Source organism: Marinobacterium iners DSM 11526, from assembly GCF_900107855.1.
Lineage (GTDB): Bacteria > Pseudomonadota > Gammaproteobacteria > Pseudomonadales > Balneatricaceae > Marinobacterium > Marinobacterium iners.
The window spans coordinates 78,249-98,306 of the sequence record NZ_FNRJ01000003.1 but is presented as its reverse complement, the minus strand read 5'-3'; the positions used below and the strand labels follow the sequence as shown (position 1 = coordinate 98,306).

The following is a 20,058-nucleotide window of genomic DNA, read 5'->3' as shown; positions in this document are numbered from 1 at the left end:
CCCTGCGCTGTATGAATGAGCCTGGCGCTTGTAAATCGGCTACAAATTATAAAGGCTGAAGGGGCTTTTTGATACCCGGGCACTATCGACTTAGGGCTAAAGAATGGGCCTGAGATGATAAAAAGGCGTGATTGAATGTAGCAAACCAACAACCTGACAGGCCCGGCCGGAAAGCCTGTCAGGTTAGTGCGAAACGAGGGGTCAGCTCTGTTCCGGCTCATAGCCCAGATTGGGTGCCAGCCAACGTTCGGCCTCATCCATGCTCATCCCCTTGCGCTTGGCATAGCTTTCGACCTGGTCTTCACCAATTTTGGCAACGCCGAAGTATCGCGCATCAGGATGGCTGAAATACCAGCCGCTGACCGCTGCGGTCGGCAGCATGGCAAAACTGTCGGTCAACGTCATGCCTGCGTTATGCTCCACATCCAGCAGCTCCCACAGCAGAGCCTTTTCAGTATGGTCAGGGCAGGCCGGGTAGCCCGGAGCAGGGCGAATACCCTGATACTGCTCACGAATCAGTGCATCATTGTCGAGGTTTTCATCGGCGGCATAGCCCCAAAACTCGGTGCGAACACGCTTGTGCATGCACTCGGCAAAAGCTTCAGCCAAGCGGTCAGCAAGGGCCTTGACCATGATGCTGTTATAGTCATCATGGTCAGCTTCAAACTCGGCGATCATTTTATCGATACCGATGCCGGCCGTGACCGCAAATGCGCCGACGTAGTCGTCAACACCCGAGTCATGGGGAGCAACATAGTCACCCAAACAATGGTTGTAGCGCCCCTCGACTTTTTGCGTCTGCTGACGAAGGTGGTGCACGCGCATGCGTATCTGGTCCCGCGTGTCATCAGTATAGATTTCGATGTCATCCGCGTTGCGGCTGTTGGCCGGGAACAGGCCGATAACGCCACGGGCGCGCAGCTTTTTGTTGTCGATGATATCGCGCAGCATCCGTTTGGCATCTTCATACAGCTTGCGTGCTTCTTCACCGACAATTTCATCATCCAGAATGCGCGGGAAACGCCCGGCCAGCTCCCATGATTGGAAGAAGGGCGTCCAGTCAATGTAATGGCTCAACTCCTCCAGGTCATAGTCCTCGAACACATGAATACCTGGTTTGGCTGGCGCGACGGGGGTGTAACCACTCCAGTCGATCGGCTGACGGTTGGCACGGGCGGCTTCCAGTGTTACTCGGCGCTGATCATTCTGGCGCGCTGCGTGACGTTCGCGTACTGCCTGATATTCATCCTGTATCTCTTTGATGAAATTGATTCTTTTTGTCTCAGACAGCAGCGATGAAGCAACACCAACAGAGCGCGAAGCGTTGGTAACATGCACGACCTGATTGTTCTTGTAGTTGGGTTCAATCTTCACCGCCGTATGCGCCTTGGAGGTAGTGGCACCGCCAATCATCAACGGAATGGTAAAGCCCTGGCGCTGCATCTCTTTTGCCACATGTACCATTTCGTCCAGAGACGGGGTGATCAAACCGGAGAGGCCAATAATATCGGCGTTGTGTTCACGGGCGGCCTGCAGAATCTTTTCCGAAGGTACCATTACACCCAAATCAACGATTTCGAAGTTATTGCACTGCAGAACGACACCAACGATATTCTTGCCTATGTCATGAACGTCACCTTTCACGGTGGCCATGATCACCTTGCCGGCGGAGCTGCTGGCATTGTCAGCCTTTTCCTCTTCTATGAAAGGCATAAGGTAGGCAACAGCCTTTTTCATCACGCGAGCGGACTTGACCACCTGGGGCAGGAACATTTTGCCGGCACCGAAAAGGTCGCCCACGATGCCCATGCCATCCATCAGCGGACCTTCAATTACCTGCAGCGGGCGCTCATAGAGGTGGCGACACTCTTCCACATCCTCTTCGACATAGTCAGCAATACCTTTGACCAGTGCGTGGGCAAGCCGTTTATTGACCTCCCAGCTGCGCCACTCAAGATCCTGTTTGACCGAAGATTCGGAGGCGCCGCCCCGGTATTTCTCCGCCAGCTCAAGCATCCGCTCGGTGCCGTCTGCGCGTCGGTTCAGAACGATGTCTTCAACATGCTCGCGCAGATCTTCCGGCAGGTCATCATAGATCGCCAGCTGGCCGGCATTAACGATACCCATATCCATGCCGTTTTTAATGGCGTGGTACAGGAAGACACAGTGAATCGCTTCACGCACCTTGTCGTTGCCGCGAAACGAGAAGGAAACGTTGGACACACCACCGGACACCTTGGCGTAGGGCAGGTGCTGCTTGATCCAGCCAGTCGCATTGATGAAATCGTTGGCGTAGTTGTCGTGTTCTTCGATCCCGGTGGCAATGGCGAAGATATTGGGGTCAAAGATGATATCTTCCGGCGGGAACCCCACCTTGTCCACCAGCACACGGTAGGAACGCTCACAGATTTCGATTTTGCGCTTGTAGGTATCAGCCTGACCGGACTCATCAAACGCCATGACCACTACAGCGGCACCGTACTGACGAATCTTGCGCGCCTGTGCGATGAAGTTCTCTTCGCCTTCCTTGAGGCTGATCGAGTTGACCACACCCTTGCCCTGAATGCGCTTGAGCCCTTCCTCCATCACATGCCACTTGGAGGAGTCGAGCATGATCGGCACCCGTGAGATGTCAGGCTCAGAGGCGATCAGGTTCAGGAAGCGGTTCATCGCGGCTTCGGCATCCAGCATCCCTTCATCCATGTTGATGTCGATGATCTGGGCACCGTTTTCCACCTGCTGGCGGGCCACTTCAAGTGCTGTTTCGTAGTCACCCTCCTTAATCAGGCGACGGAACTTGGCCGAGCCGGTGACATTGGTGCGCTCACCCACATTGATGAACAAGGTATCTGCACCAATATTCATCGGCTCCAGACCGGAGAGGCGACACTCGACAGCCAGTTCAGGAATTTGCCGTGGCGCCTGATCCAGCAGCGCTTCGCGAATAACGCGGATATGTTCCGGCGTAGTACCGCAGCAGCCACCAACGATATTCACAAAACCGGATTGTGCCCACTCGCGGATTTCGTCTGCCATCTGTTCGGGCGTTTCGTCATACTCGCCGAATGCATTGGGCAGGCCTGCATTGGGGTGCACGGATACGAAGGTATCGGCCACTCGGGACAGCTCTTCCACGTACTGGCGCAGCTCTTTCGGCCCCAAAGCACAGTTGAGCCCAATACTGATCGGGCGGGCGTGACGTACCGAGTTCCAGAAGGCTTCGGTGGTCTGGCCGGAAAGCGTACGCCCGGAGGCATCGGTGATGGTGCCTGAGATCATCACCGGCAGGCGAATATCATGCTGCTCAAAGTAGTGTTCAATGGCATAGATCGCCGCTTTGGCGTTTAGGGTGTCAAAGATGGTTTCGATCAGAATGATGTCAATACCACCTTCAAGCAAACCGTCGATGGACTCGGTGTAGGCCTCTACCAGCTCATCAAAGGTCACATTGCGATAACCTGGATCGTTTACATCCGGTGAAATGGTCGCTGTACGGTTAGTCGGACCCAGCACCCCGGCTACATAGCGAGGGCGATCAGGAGTTTGGGCTGTTATCCTGTCAGCCGCCTCGCGTGCCAGGCGGGCAGCAGCCACGTTGATTTCGCGGGTCAGCACCTCCATCTCGTAGTCCGCCATGGCGATGCGGGTAGCGTTGAAGGTGTTGGTTTCGATAATGTCCGCGCCTGCCTCAAGGTAGGCGATATGAATGTCGCGAATGAAATCCGGCTGAGTCAGCACCAGAAGGTCGTTATTGCCCTTAACGTCCAGGTGCCAATCGGCAAAGCGATCGCCACGGTAATCCGCCTCAGACAGCTTGCGCTCCTGGATCATGGTGCCCATACCGCCATCAAGCATCAGGATACGCTGGTTCAGTGACTGGCTGAGCTGTGTGTGCAGATTTTTGTTGTTCACGTGTACATCCATTGCAATAACCTTTGAGAGAGCGCCATTGTAGTCCAAACAGAGGGCGCTTTGCCTGAGGGCTTGTCATACAGTATTGAAAATATTTTGAGATTGCTGCGTTGCATAAATTTTCCTGAACGTGCACTTATAATTTGAAACAAACGTGCTAGAATGCACCCGCTTTTTCAGATCGCTGTTTCTCAGGACCAATTCGACGTCCATCCCCTCCATGGCACCCTCAGACTTCCAGCTGGAACCTGTGGGATCACTTTGCCTATTGAGTGAAGGGGTAGCCGCGGACGGACGTCCGGTATCACAGATACCAGAGAGCGGTGTTAATGAGTACCGGCAAGCCGGTCATACAGAGAGAAGACGCAGGTTTTCAGTATGCTGCAGACATTCTTGAAAGCGAAACTGCACCGGGTAACTGTTACCCATGCAGAGCTTCATTATGAAGGTTCATGTGCCATCGATGGTGAACTGCTGGAAAAATCCGGCATTCGTGAATATGAAATGATCCATATTTACAACATCAACAACGGCGAACGCTTCACCACATATGCCATCAGGGCTGAAAATGGCAGTGGCGTCATTTCTGTCAACGGAGCGGCCGCGCACAAGGCTCAGAAAGGCGATCTGCTGATTGTCTGTTCCTACGTCCAATTGGACGAGCAGGAAGCGGAAGGCTACCAGCCAACTCTGTGCTACTTCGAGAATGCCAAGTCGGATAACGGCGTTGGCATTACCGATGATGAACTGCGCGCTCGAAACCAGCTGACTGGCATGAAGTCAGCCATCCCGGTCCAGACCAGCGACATGTAACGCAAAACTGGATTGAAGAACCCGCCCGGCACCCGCCGTGCGGGTTTTTTTAGTGTCTTTCATTACTGATAGGTATTTACCCTTATTTGGTGACACCATGTCGACACTTTGAGACTATTCGTTTCATATGTGATCAGCCTCAATTTTACCGAAGCCTGCAGCATGGCTCGCTTTGCGGCCCCACAGCCTTTATTGAAGTAGCTGTTTACGCCTTTTGTCTTAGTTTACTCGGGAAGAACTTTCGCTAAAGTGTCGCCACCTGCCTCAGGGACTGTCAACAATACAACTATAAACCTCCTGAGCTATTCACCAACCCGAGAGTTAGAGGCCGCTGCGATGTCTTACCATGCAGAGTACACCAAGTCTGTTGAAAACCCGGAAGCCTTCTGGGCCGAAAAGGCGGCAGACCTGCCCTGGTTCAAACAGCCCCAAACCATCCTCTCCAAGGATGAAAACGGCATTGACCGCTGGTTTGCGGATGGCGAAATGAACACTGCCTATATGGCACTGGATCATCATGTCGAAAATGGCCGTGGTGACCAATTGGCTGTCATCTATGATTCACCGGTCAGCAATACCAAGCGCCAGCTGACCTATCGCGAAATGCGTGATCAGGTGGCACTGTTCGCCGGGGTGCTCAAGGCGCAGGGCGTGGAGAAAGGCGATCGCGTTGTAATTTATATGCCAATGGTGCCGGAAGCCCTGATCGCAATGTATGCGGTTGCACGGCTGGGGGCGATTCATTCCGTGGTATTCGGTGGCTTTGCACCTCACGAGCTTGCAGTTCGCATAGATGATGCTGAGCCTAAGGTGGTAGTAACCGCTTCCTGTGGTCTTGAAGTCTCGAAAATCATCGAATACAAGCCAATGCTGGACGAGGCAATCGAGCAATCTGCTCACAAGCCTGAAAAGTGCATCATACTGCAGCGTCCGCAGGCAAAAGCCAGCCTGATTGCCGGCCGCGACTTGGACTGGGAAGAGGCCATAGCATCTGCAGAGCCGGCCGATTGCGTGCCGGTAAAAGGCACCGACCCACTCTACATCCTTTACACCTCAGGCACGACTGGCAAGCCCAAGGGCGTAGTGCGTGATAACGGTGGCCACGCTACCGCGCTGAAATACTCCATGAAGGCGATTTACAACATCGACGCCGGCGATACATTTTTGGCCGCATCCGATGTCGGCTGGGTTGTAGGGCACTCCTACATTGTCTACGCACCACTACTGGCAGGTGCAACCACTATTGTTTACGAAGGCAAGCCCGTACGCACACCGGATGCTGGTGCATTCTGGCGCCTTTGTGAGGAGTACAAGGTCAAGGCTCTGTTTGCCGCACCGACAGCGTTCCGCGCCATCAAGAAAGAAGATCCGGACGCCAAAGAGATCAGCAAGTACGACCTGTCCAGCCTTGATATCATCTTCATGGCAGGTGAGCGCCTTGATCCACCAACCTACCACTGGACCATTGAAAAAACCGGCAAACCAGTCATCGATCACTGGTGGCAGACCGAAACCGGCTGGGCCATTTGCGGTAACTTGATGGGCATCGAGCAAAAAGAGCCCAAGCCGGGCTCTGCCACCTTGCCAGTGCCAGGCTTCAATGTGCAGATTCTGGACTCGGAGGGTAATCAGATGCCGGCAGGCGAGCAGGGCTCTATTGCCATCAAGTTGCCACTGCCACCGAGCTGCCTGCCGACCATTTGGGGCAACCATGAGCGCTTCCGAGCCGGCTACCTGTCTGACTTCCCGGGCTATTACACATCTGGTGATGGCGGCTACAAGGATGAAGACGGCTACGTGTTCATCATGGGCCGCACTGATGACGTCATTAACGTAGCAGGCCATCGCTTGTCTACCGGCGAAATGGAAGAGATCGTTGCCGATCATCCCGCTGTTGCCGAATGCGCCGTCATCGGTATCAATGACGCACTTAAAGGGCAGGCCCCCATTGGTCTGGTCTTGCTCAAGGATGGCATCGATGTGGACGAGGCTGTTCTTGAAAAGGAACTGGTCGCAATGGTACGCAAGGAAATCGGCCCGATCGCCTGCTTCAACCGCGCCATCGTGGTACAACGCCTGCCCAAAACTCGTTCCGGCAAGATCCTGCGCAAGCTGCTGCGCCAGATTGCGGATGGTCAGGAATACACTGTACCGTCCACTATCGACGACCCGGCCAGCCTGTCTGAAATTGAAGACATCATGGACAATCATGGCCTGGTTCAGCACAACTGAGCAACTTGAATTAGCTAACAAGGGCAGCCACTGGGCTGCCTTTTCTGTTTTGATTACTCAATAAGTCCTGATACGGTCGTAACTGACGCTCCATCTGGTAAACTGTCTGTTTAAAGATACCCTTCAAGGCCCCTGCGTCCGTTATGCGAACCATCTCTTTTCGCGCACTTCTGATCACCTCCAGCCTTTTATTGCTGCTGATCTTCTTTGGCATGACAGTCTACAGTTTGAATGAACGCCAGAATCTGTTTCAGCAACAGCTGGATCGCAAGGCTGACTCATTGCAACAAAGTTTTGAGCTGACATTGCACGAGCAGGAAAACAAAATGATATTGCTGGCCTCCATGGTGGCGGCCGACCCGGTGGTGCAGGAGCTTTTCTACCATGGCTCTCGCATGGTCGTGATAGAAGGAGGAGGCAAGGGCGGTGAAGAAGCAGCTCGGCTCCGACAGGCCCTGTTTGATCGAGTGGCACCTGCGTGGCGGCAGATGCAGGAGCAATATGCACTGCGCCAGCTTCACTTCCACCTGCCACCGGCAAAATCCTATCTGCGCGTCCATGCCCCCGATCACTTTGGCGACGATCTTACATCCATCCGCCCCATCATTGTAAACACCAATCACACAGGCAAGTCTCAGACCGGCTTTGAAATTGGACGCGTTTATTCTGGTATTCGTGGTGTCACGCCTGTGTGGTACACCCGCCAGGATGGAACGCTGGCGCATGTCGGAGCACTCGAGGCAGGCGCTTCGGTTGACAGTGTATTGAGCCGGCTGGCACCCATGCTGGATGCCGAACTGACCCTGCTGCTAAATCGAAAGGATGTTGAGCAAACCGTCTGGGACGAGTTCAGGCCAGAACCTGTATCAGCCTGTGATTGTTACATAGAAGCCACAACCTCAGATCGCGTCATCCAATGGATGCAGCGCTCAAAACTTTCATTTGATGAGCTAAGTCAGCAGGGCAGTGTTCAGATATTGAACTGGGAAGACCGTGTATACAGTCTGGCACGCTTCCCACTACAGGATTACAGCAGTCAGACAGAGAACTCAGCCCTGCCACCTCCTGGTATTATCATCAGCTGGCAGGATATAACCGAACTCTGGCATGAAGAGCGGCGCGCTCAGCAACTTCTGATTCTGATTACAGCAGGGGCCTATATGCTGACCCAGCTGCTGCTTTTGCTTTTGCTGCGCCGGCTGAGAGAAATGATGCAACAGCGCGTGAATGCAGCCGCCGCGGAGGCGGAGCAGGCACAGCTGCAACTCACCAGTCTGCTGAGCGATTCTCCTGTCGTTACCTACAGCCTTCGCACTCCCGGCACTTCACTTGACTACATATCACCCAACTGCACACATCTACTTGGCTATCATCCAGAACATATTATTGGGGACGACCACTGGTGGGTCGAGCATATTCATCCACACGATCGCGAGTATGTTCGCCAGACGCTGGATTGGACGCAATGGCCGACAAAAGGCATTCGCAGGCGTTATCGACTGCAGCACAACAACGGCCAGTGGCGCTGGATCGAAGACAGGTGCCGCGCATCGCGCTCTGTAGATGGTGTGCAGATGCTGAATGGGGTATTACTTGATATTACAGCGCAGCACCGCGCTGAAGAAGCTCTTAAAGAAAGTGAACGCAGCTTGAGAAGGGCACAACGAATAGGCGCAGTAGGCAGCTGGGAATATCACTTTGCTGATCAGTCACTTACCTGGTCAGAAGAAACCTACCGCATTTTTTCGGTTACACCGGAGCAAACACCAGACTATGCTCTGTTTATCAGCCGAGTCCACCCGGACGACCGCGAACTCGTCGACAGCACTTGGCACAATGCCATACAAGGCGGTCGTTACAACCTTGAGCACCGTGTTGTTGCCGGCGGAGAAGTCCGCTGGGTACGTGAAATGGCTGATTTCGAGCACGATGAAACCGGAATTTTACGGGCCACCGGAATGGTGCAGGACATTACAAGCCAGAAACTGCGTGAACAAGAACTACATCGACTGGCTACAAGTGATGCACTGACTGGACTCGCCAATCGGCGCTATTTCATGGAACGCCTGGAGCAGGAGAGGGCGAGGGCGGTCAGATTTAATACGCACTGCGGCCTGATGATGATAGATCTGGACCACTTCAAGCAGGTTAATGATCAGTTTGGCCACGCGACTGGTGACCGCGTACTCAAAGCCTTCGCAGATACGGCTGCTGCCCAAATGCGCCAGATCGATATTATTGGCCGCATCGGAGGTGAGGAGTTTGCCGTCCTCCTGCCAGGCACAGACATGGAGGGTGCCAAGATTTTAGCTGAGAGACTGAGACTGGCCATAGCCGCAATCAGTTTTGCAGACATTCACTCATTGCACGTTACTACAAGTATCGGTGTAACCGTCATCACTAAAGCGGATCATGAAGTGGATGCGCCACTGGGCCGGGCTGACAAGGCCGTATATACAGCAAAGCATAATGGTCGCGACCGAATAGAGATTGCTGAATAATATGTATTTTTAATACTTAATATGTAACCAGTACTATAATAACATGCAGCAGCCATGGCTGATCTGTGACATATACCCTCATTAATATTGCGGTATATTGAGCAGGTTCAAACACCAAGGCCCATAACATGAAGCACCTCCTTAGCCTGCTTGCTGTAGCTATACTGCTGCTCATCCTGATATTGCTGGTCGTATGGCCGTTCGACCAAGACACCACCGTTCAACAGAGGCAAGCAGAAAACAGCCTTGGCAGCCAAGTATTGCGCTTTGGCTACAACATTCCCGAACGCAGCGCACTCCATCTGGCAGCCATGCGCTTCAAGGAAGAGATCGAACGCCAGACAGAAGGGCGTATTGAAATCCAGCTCTTCCCCAATCAGGCCCTCGGAAATGACCACCAGATGCTGGAAATGGCCCGACGCGGCGAGCTTGACCTCCTACTGATTCCCTCCGCCAAACTCAGCGTGGCACTGCCTGAGATGCAATACGCCGACATGCCCTTCCTCCTGCCTGCGCGAGAAGACATGTATGCAATGCTGGACGGCGAACCCGGGCGGCTTCTTTTGGAAAAAATGAATAAAATCAATATGGTTGGCGTAACTTTTTGGGGTAATGGATTCAAACATTTCACTGCTAACCGGCCGTTGAAGAAACCTTCAGATTTTACGGGCCTCAACATCAGAATCATGAAAAGCCGTCTGCTGCGTGATCAATTCAACCTCATGGGCGCAGAAGCGGTACCGATCGACTTTCACGAAACGCGCCAGGCACTTCTTGACGGCGTAGTGGATGGTCAGGAAAACCCTCTGGTGGCGATTCACAGTATGGGCATACACGAAGCACAAACCGATCTAACCCTGAGCGAGCACGCGTATCTGGCCTATATATTTGCCATCAGCGGAAAACGCTTTAACCAACTACCGGGACACCTGCAAACCCTTCTGATTGAAACGGCACGCGCGATCACACCTTGGCAACGCGCCGAGACTGAACGACAGGAAAGCGAATTTTTGGCCGAAATTGCAGCCACAGGCATCCACATTCATCGACTGAGCAGGTCTGAACGAATACAGTTTCAGCGCGCTGTACAACCACTTGCTGATCGCTTTGAAACCACCATCGGCGCCGACATCCTTGCGTACACTCACGAATACGCCACATTGCAGCACCCTCAGGAGAATCGCTGGCTTATCGGCGTAGACACTGATCTGAGCACCGTGTCGCCCAAGCTTGGCCTGGAAATCAAGCGCGGTGCAGAGCTGGCCGTCGAGCGGCTTCGCAGGGCAGATCCAACTCTGATCTCGGATATTCGAGTAATAACCCGTGACAATCGCAACCTCACCGGACGCTCAAACCGAACACTGGATGACTTTGCTCGCCAACCCTCCATGATCGGGATTATTGCGGGAGTAGGACCACTCTCTTTCCAGACCCAACATATGGCGACAGAAGCATCGCCACCCATACTCAATCCATGGATGAACCACACCGAGCTATTTTCAGCCAACAGTCGCCTGATCAACCTTGCACCATCATCATTCCAGATAGCCAAACAGTTGGGACAGGAGCTAAATCAGCGAAATATCAGCACAGTACAGCTGCTGACAGAAGCGACAGCTCTGAGTGAAGATCTTGCTGTCGCAATAGAAACCGAGGCAATCAAAGCAGGCCTTGAGGTCCAATCAAAGATCAAGCTTGACCCAACAAAGCCATTGGTCCAACAGCTTAAAATCCAACAAAATACACCAACAGACGCTATTATTCTGGTACTACACAGCCAGCTGCTTGAACAAAGCCTGGAATGGTACGAAGATCAGTCTGATATACCCCTTCTGATCTCAGCAATAGACTGGACAGTTTCGGAGAACGCCCCCAATCTACTCAGCCTGCAGAGCTGGCATCATGGAAATACAACAGACGATATCATAGCGGCATATACTGACCGTTACGGCAACGAACCAGCGTCAGTTTCAACGCTTTTGCAGTCACACGACGCAGCCTGGATATTGCTGTTCGCGGCAACACGGTGTGAGGCCGGACTGAGCGACAATATCAAGCAGGCACTTAACGCTGCAGTACCATGCGAACGAGTGGCATCGGATTTTTCAACGACAGCTCCTGACCAGCCGGGGCAATTCAGGCTGCACCTGGCGCCAGCCTATCGGCAAACCGGTAGCAAAAGAGGGACACTATGAAGTTATTGACCTCTGACCAGCCACCCAAGCATTACCGCAGCCTTCAGCGCAAACTGACACTGACAATATGCGGCTTTGTGGCGCTGGTTATGCTCATCGTCACTTTCACGGTTGCCTACATTTTACGCAATGAGCTATATCAGCAGGCATACAAAGGGCTAGGGGAAAGCGCTCACTCGTCGTTGATCCAGCTGGAAAACCGTATCGCCTATCTGGTTGAGGGTACCGCAAGACTGGCGGAAAACCCTTTCATGGTGAATGGGCTAATTGACAGTCAGGCTCGCACCACCGATTTACCACCATTGTTGGCAAACTTCTCTTCAGGGACGTCCATGCGCTCGGCAGCCCTGCTGGATTTTGATGGACAGCCGGTATATCAGGACGAACACTGGCTGCCTGAGTTTAACCAGTCAACAGAATTGAGAGCCGCTCTCTCGATGGGGGAAATTGCGCTCTATAACGACCCTGCCAACCGACAAATGACAGTCATTGCGCCAATCAAGTTCTACGACACAACTCAGGGCGCACTGTTGGCAGCCTTCGACCTGCGTGAACTGGTCGCACGTCATGCCTTTAGGGAAAACGAAGGATTCCTGAGGCTCTATACAGAAGACACTTCAGTGTTGACCCTGGGCCATGATGAAACCATCAATTACATCAGCAGTCGACAGCGACCGACAGTGGACACACCACTACTACAGCAACTTGATTTAAGCCTTGAAGCCGGCATTCCTGAATCCCAATTCGAGTCAGTCATCACAACGACTGTAACTCGCTTCGTCGGCATTGGCATTATTCTAACCTTGATAGCCGCCATACTGGCAGCATGGATTGGGCAGGGGATAGCCTCACCCACAATCGAACTGTATCGCAGAGTAAAGGATACCCGCCGCGCAACCTGCGCGCCTCTTGGGACCCATGATGAACTTGAAGCACTTGCGGAAGCCTTTGATGAACGCACGCGCGCACTGGAATTGGCACAACTTGGGTTGCAGGAACAACGCGACCGGTTTGAGTATGAGGCCAACCACGATTCACTGACTGGATTGCCTAACCGTTTTAATTTCAATCAGCAGCTAGAACTTGCCATCAGCCAAGCGGTACACGACTGTCTAAACTTCACTTTGGCGTATATTGATCTGGACCGCTTCAAGCTGATCAATGACAGCCTTGGACACCCTGTCGGGGATAAGGTACTGATCACCGTGGCTAACCGTCTTAAGGCTTTGCTTGGAAAGGGGGATCGTCTTTTCCGGCACGGCGGTGACGAATTTTTCCTGATGTTGGCTGCCAGTGCCGATACCCGACATGAAGACGAACTTCTGCCACGAGTTGTGGCCGCCCTGTCAGATCCCGTCATCAAACATGGGCATCATCTGGACGTTAGGGCCAGCATCGGAGTCACGCGATGTCCACAGGATGGCAATACCGCTCAAGCATTGACACGCAACAGTGATCTCGCCATGTACCTGGCCAAGAAAATGGGTGGCGGACAGTATCAGCACTTTCATACCAGCCTCAGTGATCAGGCACTGCAACGCATGGAAGTTGAAGCAGGGCTGAAACAAGCACTGCAAAAAGGGGAGCTGCGGGTATATTTCCAACCTCAGGTCGATATGCGCAATGGCCGCATAACAGGCACCGAAGCACTGGTACGCTGGCAACACCCGGAAAAGGGGCTCCTGATGCCTGGCGCATTCATTCCGATTGCCGAGGAAACCCGGCTGATTATTGATCTGGGCAACGAGGTCATGCGACAAGCCTGTCAGCAACAAGTCGAGTGGTATCGTGCTGGCTTCAACCCAGGAAGGGTCTCCGTAAACCTGGCGGGGGCACAGATTCACGAAGCTGACTTGGTTGAATCCGTTCAAAACGTGCTACATCAGACTGGTTGTAAACCACAATGGCTTGAACTGGAGGTAACCGAGGGCTTTATTATGCAGGACACGGCCAGAACCGTGCCAACCCTGAAACAGCTTAAGGAAATGGGAATACTGTTGTCGATCGATGATTTTGGCACCGGATACTCATCACTGACCTACCTCAAACGACTGCCGGTATGCCGGCTGAAAATCGACCAATCGTTTGTCCGAAACTCAGCAATGGATCCCAACGATCTTGCCATTATCGAAGCCATCATAGCACTGGCAAATAAACTGGACCTGGAGCTTATCGCAGAAGGAGTTGAAACCGAAGAGCAGAAGAAACTGCTTCTGCAGGCTGGATGCCCGCACGCACAGGGCTATTTATATGGTAAACCTATGCCGGCACTGGAACTGATGGAGATGCTCCGCGAGAACCAGACCGGCACGGCATAATGGATATTAAGAGATTCGGTGAAGAACCCAACGAGCAGCGAATGTACCCACCACAAACGCAATCACGACTGTCAGAATGTCGCTGTCAGCAAAACTCAATGATGTAATCATCGGCCCGGGACAGTACCCTGCAAGCCCCCAACCCACACCAAACACAACACCGCCAATAACGAGACGCTTATCAACCTCAGCCTTGGTTGGAAGCCTGAAAAATTCAGCCAGAAGCGGGCGCTTTTGTTTCAAAATCAGTGGCGTCAGCAACGCATTAACCAGCAAACCGCCAGCCATCACGAATGCCAGAGACGGGTCCCAGCTGCCCAACAGATCAAGAAAGTTTGTCACCTTGGCGGGATCAATCATTTGTGACAAGCCAAGACCAAAGCCGAATAGCGCACCGGCAGCAAGTGCGGCCAGCAGTTGTTTCATGGACTGACTCATGCTGCACCTCCCATAAGGTGACGCACAACATACACGGTTACAATCGCACTACCCATAAAACAAAAAGTAGCCACCAAAGAACGCGGACTGCGGCGCGCAAGACCACAAATACCATGACCGCTGGTGCAGCCCGTACCGATCTGTGTACCAATTCCCACAAGCAGGCCCGCAATAATCAGCACAGGCTTGTCAGCAACCGCTGCTATATGCTGCACACCAGCACCCAACCCTGACCACTGATAGAGGAAGCCTCCCAGAATCAACCCAAGAATGAACACGACACGCCAGCCAATATCATCACGGGACTCGGGATAGATAATACCGCCGGCAATTCCGGAAATGCCGGCCACCCGGCCTTTTGCAAGCAACAGAAAAGCAGCCGAGAAGCCGATTAAGGCCCCGCCGATCAGTGCAGGGACCGGAGTAAAGTTTATGATTGTCATGGATAGAAGATGCCTTGAAAATTGATATTTAAATTAGATTAGTCTTATATAAAAAGATTATCCCTGAACTAGCAAAAAGTGCAAGCGGAGTAGAGTAGACCCAGGCCACTGCGGCATGACCTCAGATTGGCGTCTACACTTATAGTCCAGTGACACAACGAAATTAATGGGGAGGCAGACATGCTGCTGGCAGAAAAACGCTGCATACCTTGCCATGGTGAGGTATCAGCGCTTACACGCAAGGATGTCGAAAATCACCTTAAGCAAGTACAAGGCTGGTCACTTTCAGACAACGCGAGTCACATCCACCGAAAGTTCATTTTCCCTGACTTCAAAACCGCCCTGACTTTTGCTAATCATGTTGGAGAGCTGGCAGAGGAGGCGGGTCACCATCCTGAAATATGCTTCGGCTGGGGCTATGCCAAAGTAGAGATATGGACACACAAAGTTGGCGGTTTGCATGAAAATGACTTCATTCTGGCAGCACAGATAGACGCTCTTGAAGAGGTTTGACCCTCAGCTGCCTACGAATAAGTCCGGCCCAAGGCTCTGAAACGTCGCTATTACTACCTCAGAGGCAAAAATTCAGCACTCATGGCGTTCAAAAGATGGCGGAAGTTCAGGATAGTGGTGTGATCGGGAATGGCCTTATCAGTGACAGCCGAGCAAACAGACGCATGGACGCAATCTCATAGAACGCGTCTTCCATGGCTGGATCACTGAGGTTATACCACTGCTGCATGCAGTTGAATGTCCGCGAATGTAAGTTGCTGATCCATCGGTGCATCCCAAGGCTTTCCTCGAGTCGTTTTTGATATGCTAAAAAATATTATAAATAAATTGAATCAAATGGTTGGAAGATTATATTGAGAATCCACGTTACAAATAAATTGGCAGAAAAGCTCAAGAAGGCTGGCTTTGAAATCGCTGATTCAGCTGAGGAGCAGCCATCGGCCCTAGGCGACTGGCATGCCAATATCACAACGATTCAGCGTCGTCAGTGTCTGGTGTTTACTCACGACCAGACGCGGTACTCATTGGCATTGATCGGCATGACGCAAAAAGAGATTAAGGAGCTGACGTACTGGTTCAGCGATATGTTGGCTAACACCATGTTAAAGCAGGGCTATCCTGTAGAGTTGATGGAACGTGCCGTGAGCTCATTTAGTGAACTCAGCTTCGATACACAGTGCAGCCGCTCAGTTCAAGGAACATTGCGCAACATGATCTGGGACCTGGAATCGTTTACGTGGGGCGGCACAGAGATCACTGACTTAGCACCATACTCGATTTCCGCAAGCCTCTGTGAACGCCCATGCAGCATCAAAGGCATGAGAGAGCTGGACTGCCTTTGGCCAACCGAAGAGATGCAGAAGCTACTGGAGCAGTTACCAGGGCCACATGAAACACTTCACTGATCGGGTATCCCACCAATCACAAATCGCCACAAGCTTGCACAGTACAACACCTCAACCCACGAAACTGAAATCTTCGGCACTCTCCGCACGGGTTGATTAATCCTTAACCACACAAAAAATCCCAGGGCGTGTTATGCGCCTGAAAAAGCAGGATCTCATCTTATCGGCAGTTAACCGTGTTGGCAGGACAGGAATTGAGTTTTTGTACGTAAGATGAGATTGATCTCACGGTAAAATACAAATAACACAAACTCACAGCAATGGAGGCTAACCAGACACTATATTTAACATAATATACATTATGCGAACTTTAATAACCCCAAAAAACAGCCATTACGCATCAGTAAGCACTTATTTACGCATGATATATCTCGTGAGGATTTTGCAGATAATTGCAGATCAAACCGGGATGCAACTGAATTAGCTCTTCAGTAAGCTCAGACTGCACGACAAACATGGGATGACATGGAGAAAGATCAGTCTTGGCCAGCACCTCATAGAGATGCCCTCTCGTCAAGACAAGCGTATTGTGGTCGATCAGATCAGCCTCAAGCTGTACCAGCGAGCCCACATCAATCTCATTCCAGAGCTGTAGCGATTCCAGCATCATGTCGGCAACAAAGTCTGTTGAGACACCAGTATGCGGACTCATAACCACCACCTCTTGCAGCAAAAAGCTTACAGTCAGTATAGACCCAATCAGGCCTGTATGATTCCGGCCCTCAATGCGAGATGAATGATTTCGGAACCATTGGTGAGACTCAGCTTGCGAAGAATATTGGCACGGTGCGCATGAACTGTTTTAGGGCTGAGAAATATAGTTTCGGCGATGGCATTTACGCTGCGCCCCTCAGCCAAAAGTGTAAAAATTTCCAGCTCACGCCGGGTCAGCTGCGCAATGGGCGAATGCTCTGGCGGAACATGTGAGTCTTGCCCAATCTGATCACTGACCGACCTGGAGAAATAGCTGCGCCCACAATAGATTTCACGCACAGCATGCACAAGCTCATCCTGGGCACAGCGCTTGGTCACATAGCCTTTCACCCCCGCATCAGCCACCCGCGCGGGGTAAGGACTGGCCTCCCAGATTGTTAACACCAGAATACGCGCATAGGGATCAATAGCCAGAATATGCTTGATGGCATCAAGACCACCTGTCGTCGAGGTCGCCTCTACAGTCGTACTGTCAGCAGGCATGGCGAGATCCATTACAACGACATCAGGTGATAACTCTCGATACAGCTCAACAGCCTGTCTACCGTTCTCAGCCTCAGCCAAAATCTCTATGTCTTTTTCTTTCAACAACATATGCTGGAATCCAGCACGGACGATCGAGTGATCATCAACCAGCAATATGCGGATAGTATCGCTCATATCAGCCCCCGTGTGTTGATCGAAACGCGCAGAAAGAATACCAGAACCACCCTGCCAACTCACCACTCAGGAATTACCCTTTAGTATATTCCCCTATACTGTCAGCACCCCGATAAACACCAGAGGTGTCAACATCTACGGCCTCAGCCGAGAGACAAGCACTATTATCAAGATGAGCCGGCACTGCAACCAACTCATCACTGAATCCGATCAGTCGAATCCCTTCTTTATCACAATGAGCCAGCACACGTTCCAATGCTTTAAGCACCGATTCCTGTCGATCACTGAATCGATCCAGCTTTTCAACCTGGTGCCTGCGACGACTGGTGACCGTACGCAACACATAATCACCGGCATCCAGCAGCTGAATCGTGAGCCCTGCAAGCTTCTCACGCACCAGTACAGCCTTGGCAACTTCGAACAGAGCCTCATCAGAGCAACTCACCTGGTCGCCCGGCGAGCAGGCACGCAGACGCTCTGTCACTTCCTGTACACCAATATCACTGGATAAATAAAATTCCATATTTTCAATTCATTAGGGAAGCAAGTTAAAAAGCTTTATAATCATTCATCCAGCCGATTCCTCAGTCGGGCATTCTCCTGGCTTAGCCGATCGCCAAGCTGGCGCAAACGCTGAAGCTCCTCTTCCTGCATTCGCGAGCGTACCCGCAGCTCAACCATGGCCTCAGCATGCCCGCCATTTTCGGCGCCCATATGTTGCAGTTGGCGCACCTCACGCTGAGCAGTATCGCGCTCCACAGTAAGTTTCAACTGCTGCTCTTCCAGCTCAAAGACGCGCCTTTCAAGCTCACGTTTCTCCTGCGCCAGCTGCTCGCAGCGATCGAGCAGCCTTGCGTTCTGACTATGCGCATCAGAAAGAGCCCGCTCACCACCACTGTTTTTTTGCTGTGCAGACTGCAGCAACTCCTGCTGCCTTTGCTCAAGCGCCTGTTTTTGCTCAGCGAACTGATGCTCGGCATAAGCCAGAGCACGATCCCAGGCCTGATTGGCCAAAGTCAGGACCGGTTCAGGAAGCTCAGGGTGCTCATTTCGACGAGAAATACGCTGCGCAAGAGTATGCCACCAGTCATTCAGGGCGCGATTGATCGTCGTCAGACTACCGCTACCCAACCTCTCACGCACATTTTGCTGCGTAGGCCGGATTCCTTCTTCCAGAAGCTGATCAGCCACCTCAATGACCCGAGCATGTGTATCGTTTTTTTTGGACATATAGTACGCAATATGTATTGAATGATATGTATCGAGCTAGACCAATTTAACGCCTCACTGACAGGAAACGCAAGCTACACATACCCCGATCAGCCAAACTCATCTAAGATGCTGTAAAGCCTATAAAAAAGGAGCAGCAACCATGGCTATACGCATTGCAATCAACGGCTACGGCAGGATCGGTCGCAACATCCTGCGCGCCCTGTACGAAAGTGGCCGCGAGCAGGAGTTTGAGGTAGTGGCGATCAATGATCTTGGAGACAGTGCGATCAGTGCTCACTTGACCGAGTACGACTCAGTGCACGGCCGCTTTATGTGGCCAGTTCGCGCTGAAAAGGATCGCTTGATTCTAGGAGAGCACTCTATTCGGATGCTGCGCGAGCCAGATCCTCACGCCCTCCCCTGGCGCGAACTGGGCGTTGATATTGTGTTCGAGTGCACAGGTCGATTTACAGACCGCGAACAGGCCAGTATTCATTTGCAGCAAGGCGCCGGCAAGGTACTGGTTTCTGCCCCAGCCAAGGGAGCCGATGCAACTATTGTTTTCGGCGTTAACGAATCGATACTTACCTCAGAACATCAAGTTGTCTCAAACGCATCCTGTACAACGAATTGCCTGGCCCCGATGGCAAAAGCACTGAACGATTCGATCGGCATCCAGCAAGGCCTCATGACAACCATCCACTCGTACACAAACGATCAACACTTGACTGATGTGTATCACACAGACCTGTATCGAGCACGGGCGGCGGCTCTATCCATGATTCCAACCAAGACCGGTGCCGCCAAGGCAGTTGGACTGGTGCTGCCGGAACTCGATGGCCGACTTTCAGGTCTTGCTGTACGCGTTCCAACTGCAAACGTTTCACTGGTTGACCTGACCTTTACCGCCAACCGCAACACTACCGTTGAAGAGGTGAACGCCATCATGAAACGTGCAGCCGAGGCCAGCAAAGGGATTATTGAGTACAACAGCACTCCTTTAGTATCGATAGATTTCAACCATCACAGCGCCTCTACCATCTATGACAGCCTTCAAACTCAGGTGCTTGGCAGCATGGTTAAGGTGTTCGCCTGGTATGACAACGAGTGGGGGTTTTCTAATCGCATGCTGGATACAGCCAGCTGCATGCACAAGACCTCCTAAGCCAGGAAGCAGAGCGCGTATTTCGTTTGACTTTTTA

The 20,058-nt window shown here is 52.2% G+C and carries 15 protein-coding genes and 1 pseudogene; 8 read left to right on the top strand and 8 right to left on the bottom strand.

The features are described from left to right. Positions 1-201: 201 nt before the first annotated feature. Positions 202-3,924 carry a methionine synthase gene (gene metH / locus BLV48_RS05130; RefSeq protein ID WP_091824109.1) on the bottom strand — a complete coding sequence of 1,241 codons (3,723 nt, stop codon included), beginning with the start codon at positions 3,922-3,924 and terminating at the stop codon, positions 202-204. Positions 3,925-4,290: 366 nt separating this feature from the next. On the opposite strand from metH, the gene panD reads away from it, so the two are divergent. The 5 genes from panD to BLV48_RS05105 all read left to right on the top strand — a co-directional run bounded on the left by panD (position 4,291) and on the right by BLV48_RS05105 (position 13,971). Next, positions 4,291-4,725, top strand: a complete 435-nt coding sequence (gene panD, locus BLV48_RS05125) for an aspartate 1-decarboxylase (protein WP_091824107.1) — start codon at positions 4,291-4,293, stop codon at positions 4,723-4,725. 297 nt (positions 4,726-5,022) lie between these two features. Next, positions 5,023-6,957 carry a propionyl-CoA synthetase gene (locus BLV48_RS05120; RefSeq protein WP_302847872.1) on the top strand — a complete coding sequence of 645 codons (1,935 nt, stop codon included), beginning with the start codon at positions 5,023-5,025 and terminating at the stop codon, positions 6,955-6,957. Between the two features lie 143 nt (positions 6,958-7,100). Continuing rightward, entirely contained in the window at positions 7,101-9,458 is a 2,358-nt protein-coding gene (locus tag BLV48_RS05115; RefSeq protein WP_091824100.1) for a sensor domain-containing diguanylate cyclase, read from the top strand. Positions 9,459-9,586: 128 nt separating this feature from the next. Next, the gene (locus tag BLV48_RS05110; protein WP_091824097.1) at positions 9,587-11,653 is read left to right on the top strand and encodes a DctP family TRAP transporter solute-binding subunit; all 2,067 of its coding nucleotides are present in this window, start codon (positions 9,587-9,589) and stop codon (positions 11,651-11,653) included. Further along, a complete protein-coding gene (locus BLV48_RS05105) occupies positions 11,650-13,971 on the top strand; it encodes a putative bifunctional diguanylate cyclase/phosphodiesterase (protein WP_091824094.1) in 2,322 nt (773 codons plus the stop codon). The genes BLV48_RS05110 and BLV48_RS05105 overlap by 4 nt, the downstream gene beginning before the upstream one ends. A gap of 6 nt (positions 13,972-13,977) precedes the next feature. Here the strand turns inward: BLV48_RS05105 and BLV48_RS05100 are convergent, their stop codons facing one another. Together BLV48_RS05100 and BLV48_RS05095 are read right to left on the bottom strand one after the other, a co-directional pair. Beyond that, entirely contained in the window at positions 13,978-14,409 is a 432-nt protein-coding gene (locus tag BLV48_RS05100; protein ID WP_175527587.1) for a DUF6691 family protein, read from the bottom strand. Continuing rightward, complete coding sequence (locus BLV48_RS05095; RefSeq protein WP_091824088.1) at positions 14,406-14,852, bottom strand: YeeE/YedE family protein; 447 nt, start codon at positions 14,850-14,852, stop codon at positions 14,406-14,408. Before BLV48_RS05095 ends, BLV48_RS05100 begins: the two co-directional genes overlap by 4 nt. A 180-nt stretch (positions 14,853-15,032) precedes the next feature. On the opposite strand from BLV48_RS05095, the gene BLV48_RS05090 reads away from it, so the two are divergent. Beyond that, on the top strand, positions 15,033-15,365 hold the full coding sequence (locus BLV48_RS05090) for a 4a-hydroxytetrahydrobiopterin dehydratase (protein WP_091824085.1): 333 nt from the start codon (positions 15,033-15,035) through the stop codon (positions 15,363-15,365). 89 nt (positions 15,366-15,454) lie between these two features. On the opposite strand, the pseudogene BLV48_RS18725 reads toward BLV48_RS05090, so the two are convergent. Then, a pseudogene (locus BLV48_RS18725) lies at positions 15,455-15,600 on the bottom strand (transposase); the annotation flags it as partial. A gap of 118 nt (positions 15,601-15,718) precedes the next feature. On the opposite strand from BLV48_RS18725, the gene BLV48_RS05085 reads away from it, so the two are divergent. Then, positions 15,719-16,270 carry a DUF6933 domain-containing protein gene (locus BLV48_RS05085; protein ID WP_139253885.1) on the top strand — a complete coding sequence of 184 codons (552 nt, stop codon included), beginning with the start codon at positions 15,719-15,721 and terminating at the stop codon, positions 16,268-16,270. A 355-nt stretch (positions 16,271-16,625) separates the two neighbouring features. Here the strand turns inward: BLV48_RS05085 and BLV48_RS05080 are convergent, their stop codons facing one another. From BLV48_RS05080 to BLV48_RS05065, 4 genes are read right to left on the bottom strand one after another with little or no spacing between them, the layout of a single operon-like run. Then, on the bottom strand, positions 16,626-16,922 hold the full coding sequence (locus tag BLV48_RS05080) for a hypothetical protein (protein WP_091824080.1): 297 nt from the start codon (positions 16,920-16,922) through the stop codon (positions 16,626-16,628). 47 nt (positions 16,923-16,969) lie between these two features. Then, positions 16,970-17,707: a response regulator transcription factor gene (locus BLV48_RS05075; RefSeq protein ID WP_309546605.1), complete on the bottom strand. Its 738-nt coding sequence runs from the start codon at positions 17,705-17,707 to the stop codon at positions 16,970-16,972. Between the two features lie 10 nt (positions 17,708-17,717). Then, on the bottom strand, positions 17,718-18,167 hold the full coding sequence (locus tag BLV48_RS05070; protein WP_254774968.1) for a response regulator: 450 nt from the start codon (positions 18,165-18,167) through the stop codon (positions 17,718-17,720). Between the two features lie 41 nt (positions 18,168-18,208). Beyond that, entirely contained in the window at positions 18,209-18,874 is a 666-nt protein-coding gene (locus tag BLV48_RS05065; protein WP_091824074.1) for a DNA-binding protein, read from the bottom strand. 142 nt (positions 18,875-19,016) lie between these two features. Between BLV48_RS05065 and gap the strand changes: the two genes are divergently transcribed. Beyond that, positions 19,017-20,021 carry a type I glyceraldehyde-3-phosphate dehydrogenase gene (gene gap / locus BLV48_RS05060; RefSeq protein ID WP_091824072.1) on the top strand — a complete coding sequence of 335 codons (1,005 nt, stop codon included), beginning with the start codon at positions 19,017-19,019 and terminating at the stop codon, positions 20,019-20,021. The last annotated feature ends 37 nt before the right edge of the window (positions 20,022-20,058 follow it).

Bases quoted from the DNA above. Each gene is read 5' to 3' on its own strand.
- metH (WP_091824109.1), bottom strand. From the start codon at position 3,924: ATGGATGTACACGTGAACAACAAAAATCTGCACACACAGCTCAGCCAG.
- panD (WP_091824107.1), top strand. From the start codon at position 4,291: ATGCTGCAGACATTCTTGAAAGCGAAACTGCACCGGGTAACTGTTACC.
- BLV48_RS05115 (WP_091824100.1), top strand. From the start codon at position 7,101: ATGCGAACCATCTCTTTTCGCGCACTTCTGATCACCTCCAGCCTTTTA.
- BLV48_RS05110 (WP_091824097.1), top strand. From the start codon at position 9,587: ATGAAGCACCTCCTTAGCCTGCTTGCTGTAGCTATACTGCTGCTCATC.
- BLV48_RS05105 (WP_091824094.1), top strand. From the start codon at position 11,650: ATGAAGTTATTGACCTCTGACCAGCCACCCAAGCATTACCGCAGCCTT.
- BLV48_RS05100 (WP_175527587.1), bottom strand. From the start codon at position 14,409: ATGAGTCAGTCCATGAAACAACTGCTGGCCGCACTTGCTGCCGGTGCG.
- BLV48_RS05095 (WP_091824088.1), bottom strand. From the start codon at position 14,852: ATGACAATCATAAACTTTACTCCGGTCCCTGCACTGATCGGCGGGGCC.
- BLV48_RS05090 (WP_091824085.1), top strand. From the start codon at position 15,033: ATGCTGCTGGCAGAAAAACGCTGCATACCTTGCCATGGTGAGGTATCA.
- BLV48_RS05080 (WP_091824080.1), bottom strand. From the start codon at position 16,922: ATGAGTCCGCATACTGGTGTCTCAACAGACTTTGTTGCCGACATGATG.
- BLV48_RS05070 (WP_254774968.1), bottom strand. From the start codon at position 18,167: ATGGAATTTTATTTATCCAGTGATATTGGTGTACAGGAAGTGACAGAG.
- BLV48_RS05065 (WP_091824074.1), bottom strand. From the start codon at position 18,874: ATGTCCAAAAAAAACGATACACATGCTCGGGTCATTGAGGTGGCTGAT.
- gap (WP_091824072.1), top strand. From the start codon at position 19,017: ATGGCTATACGCATTGCAATCAACGGCTACGGCAGGATCGGTCGCAAC.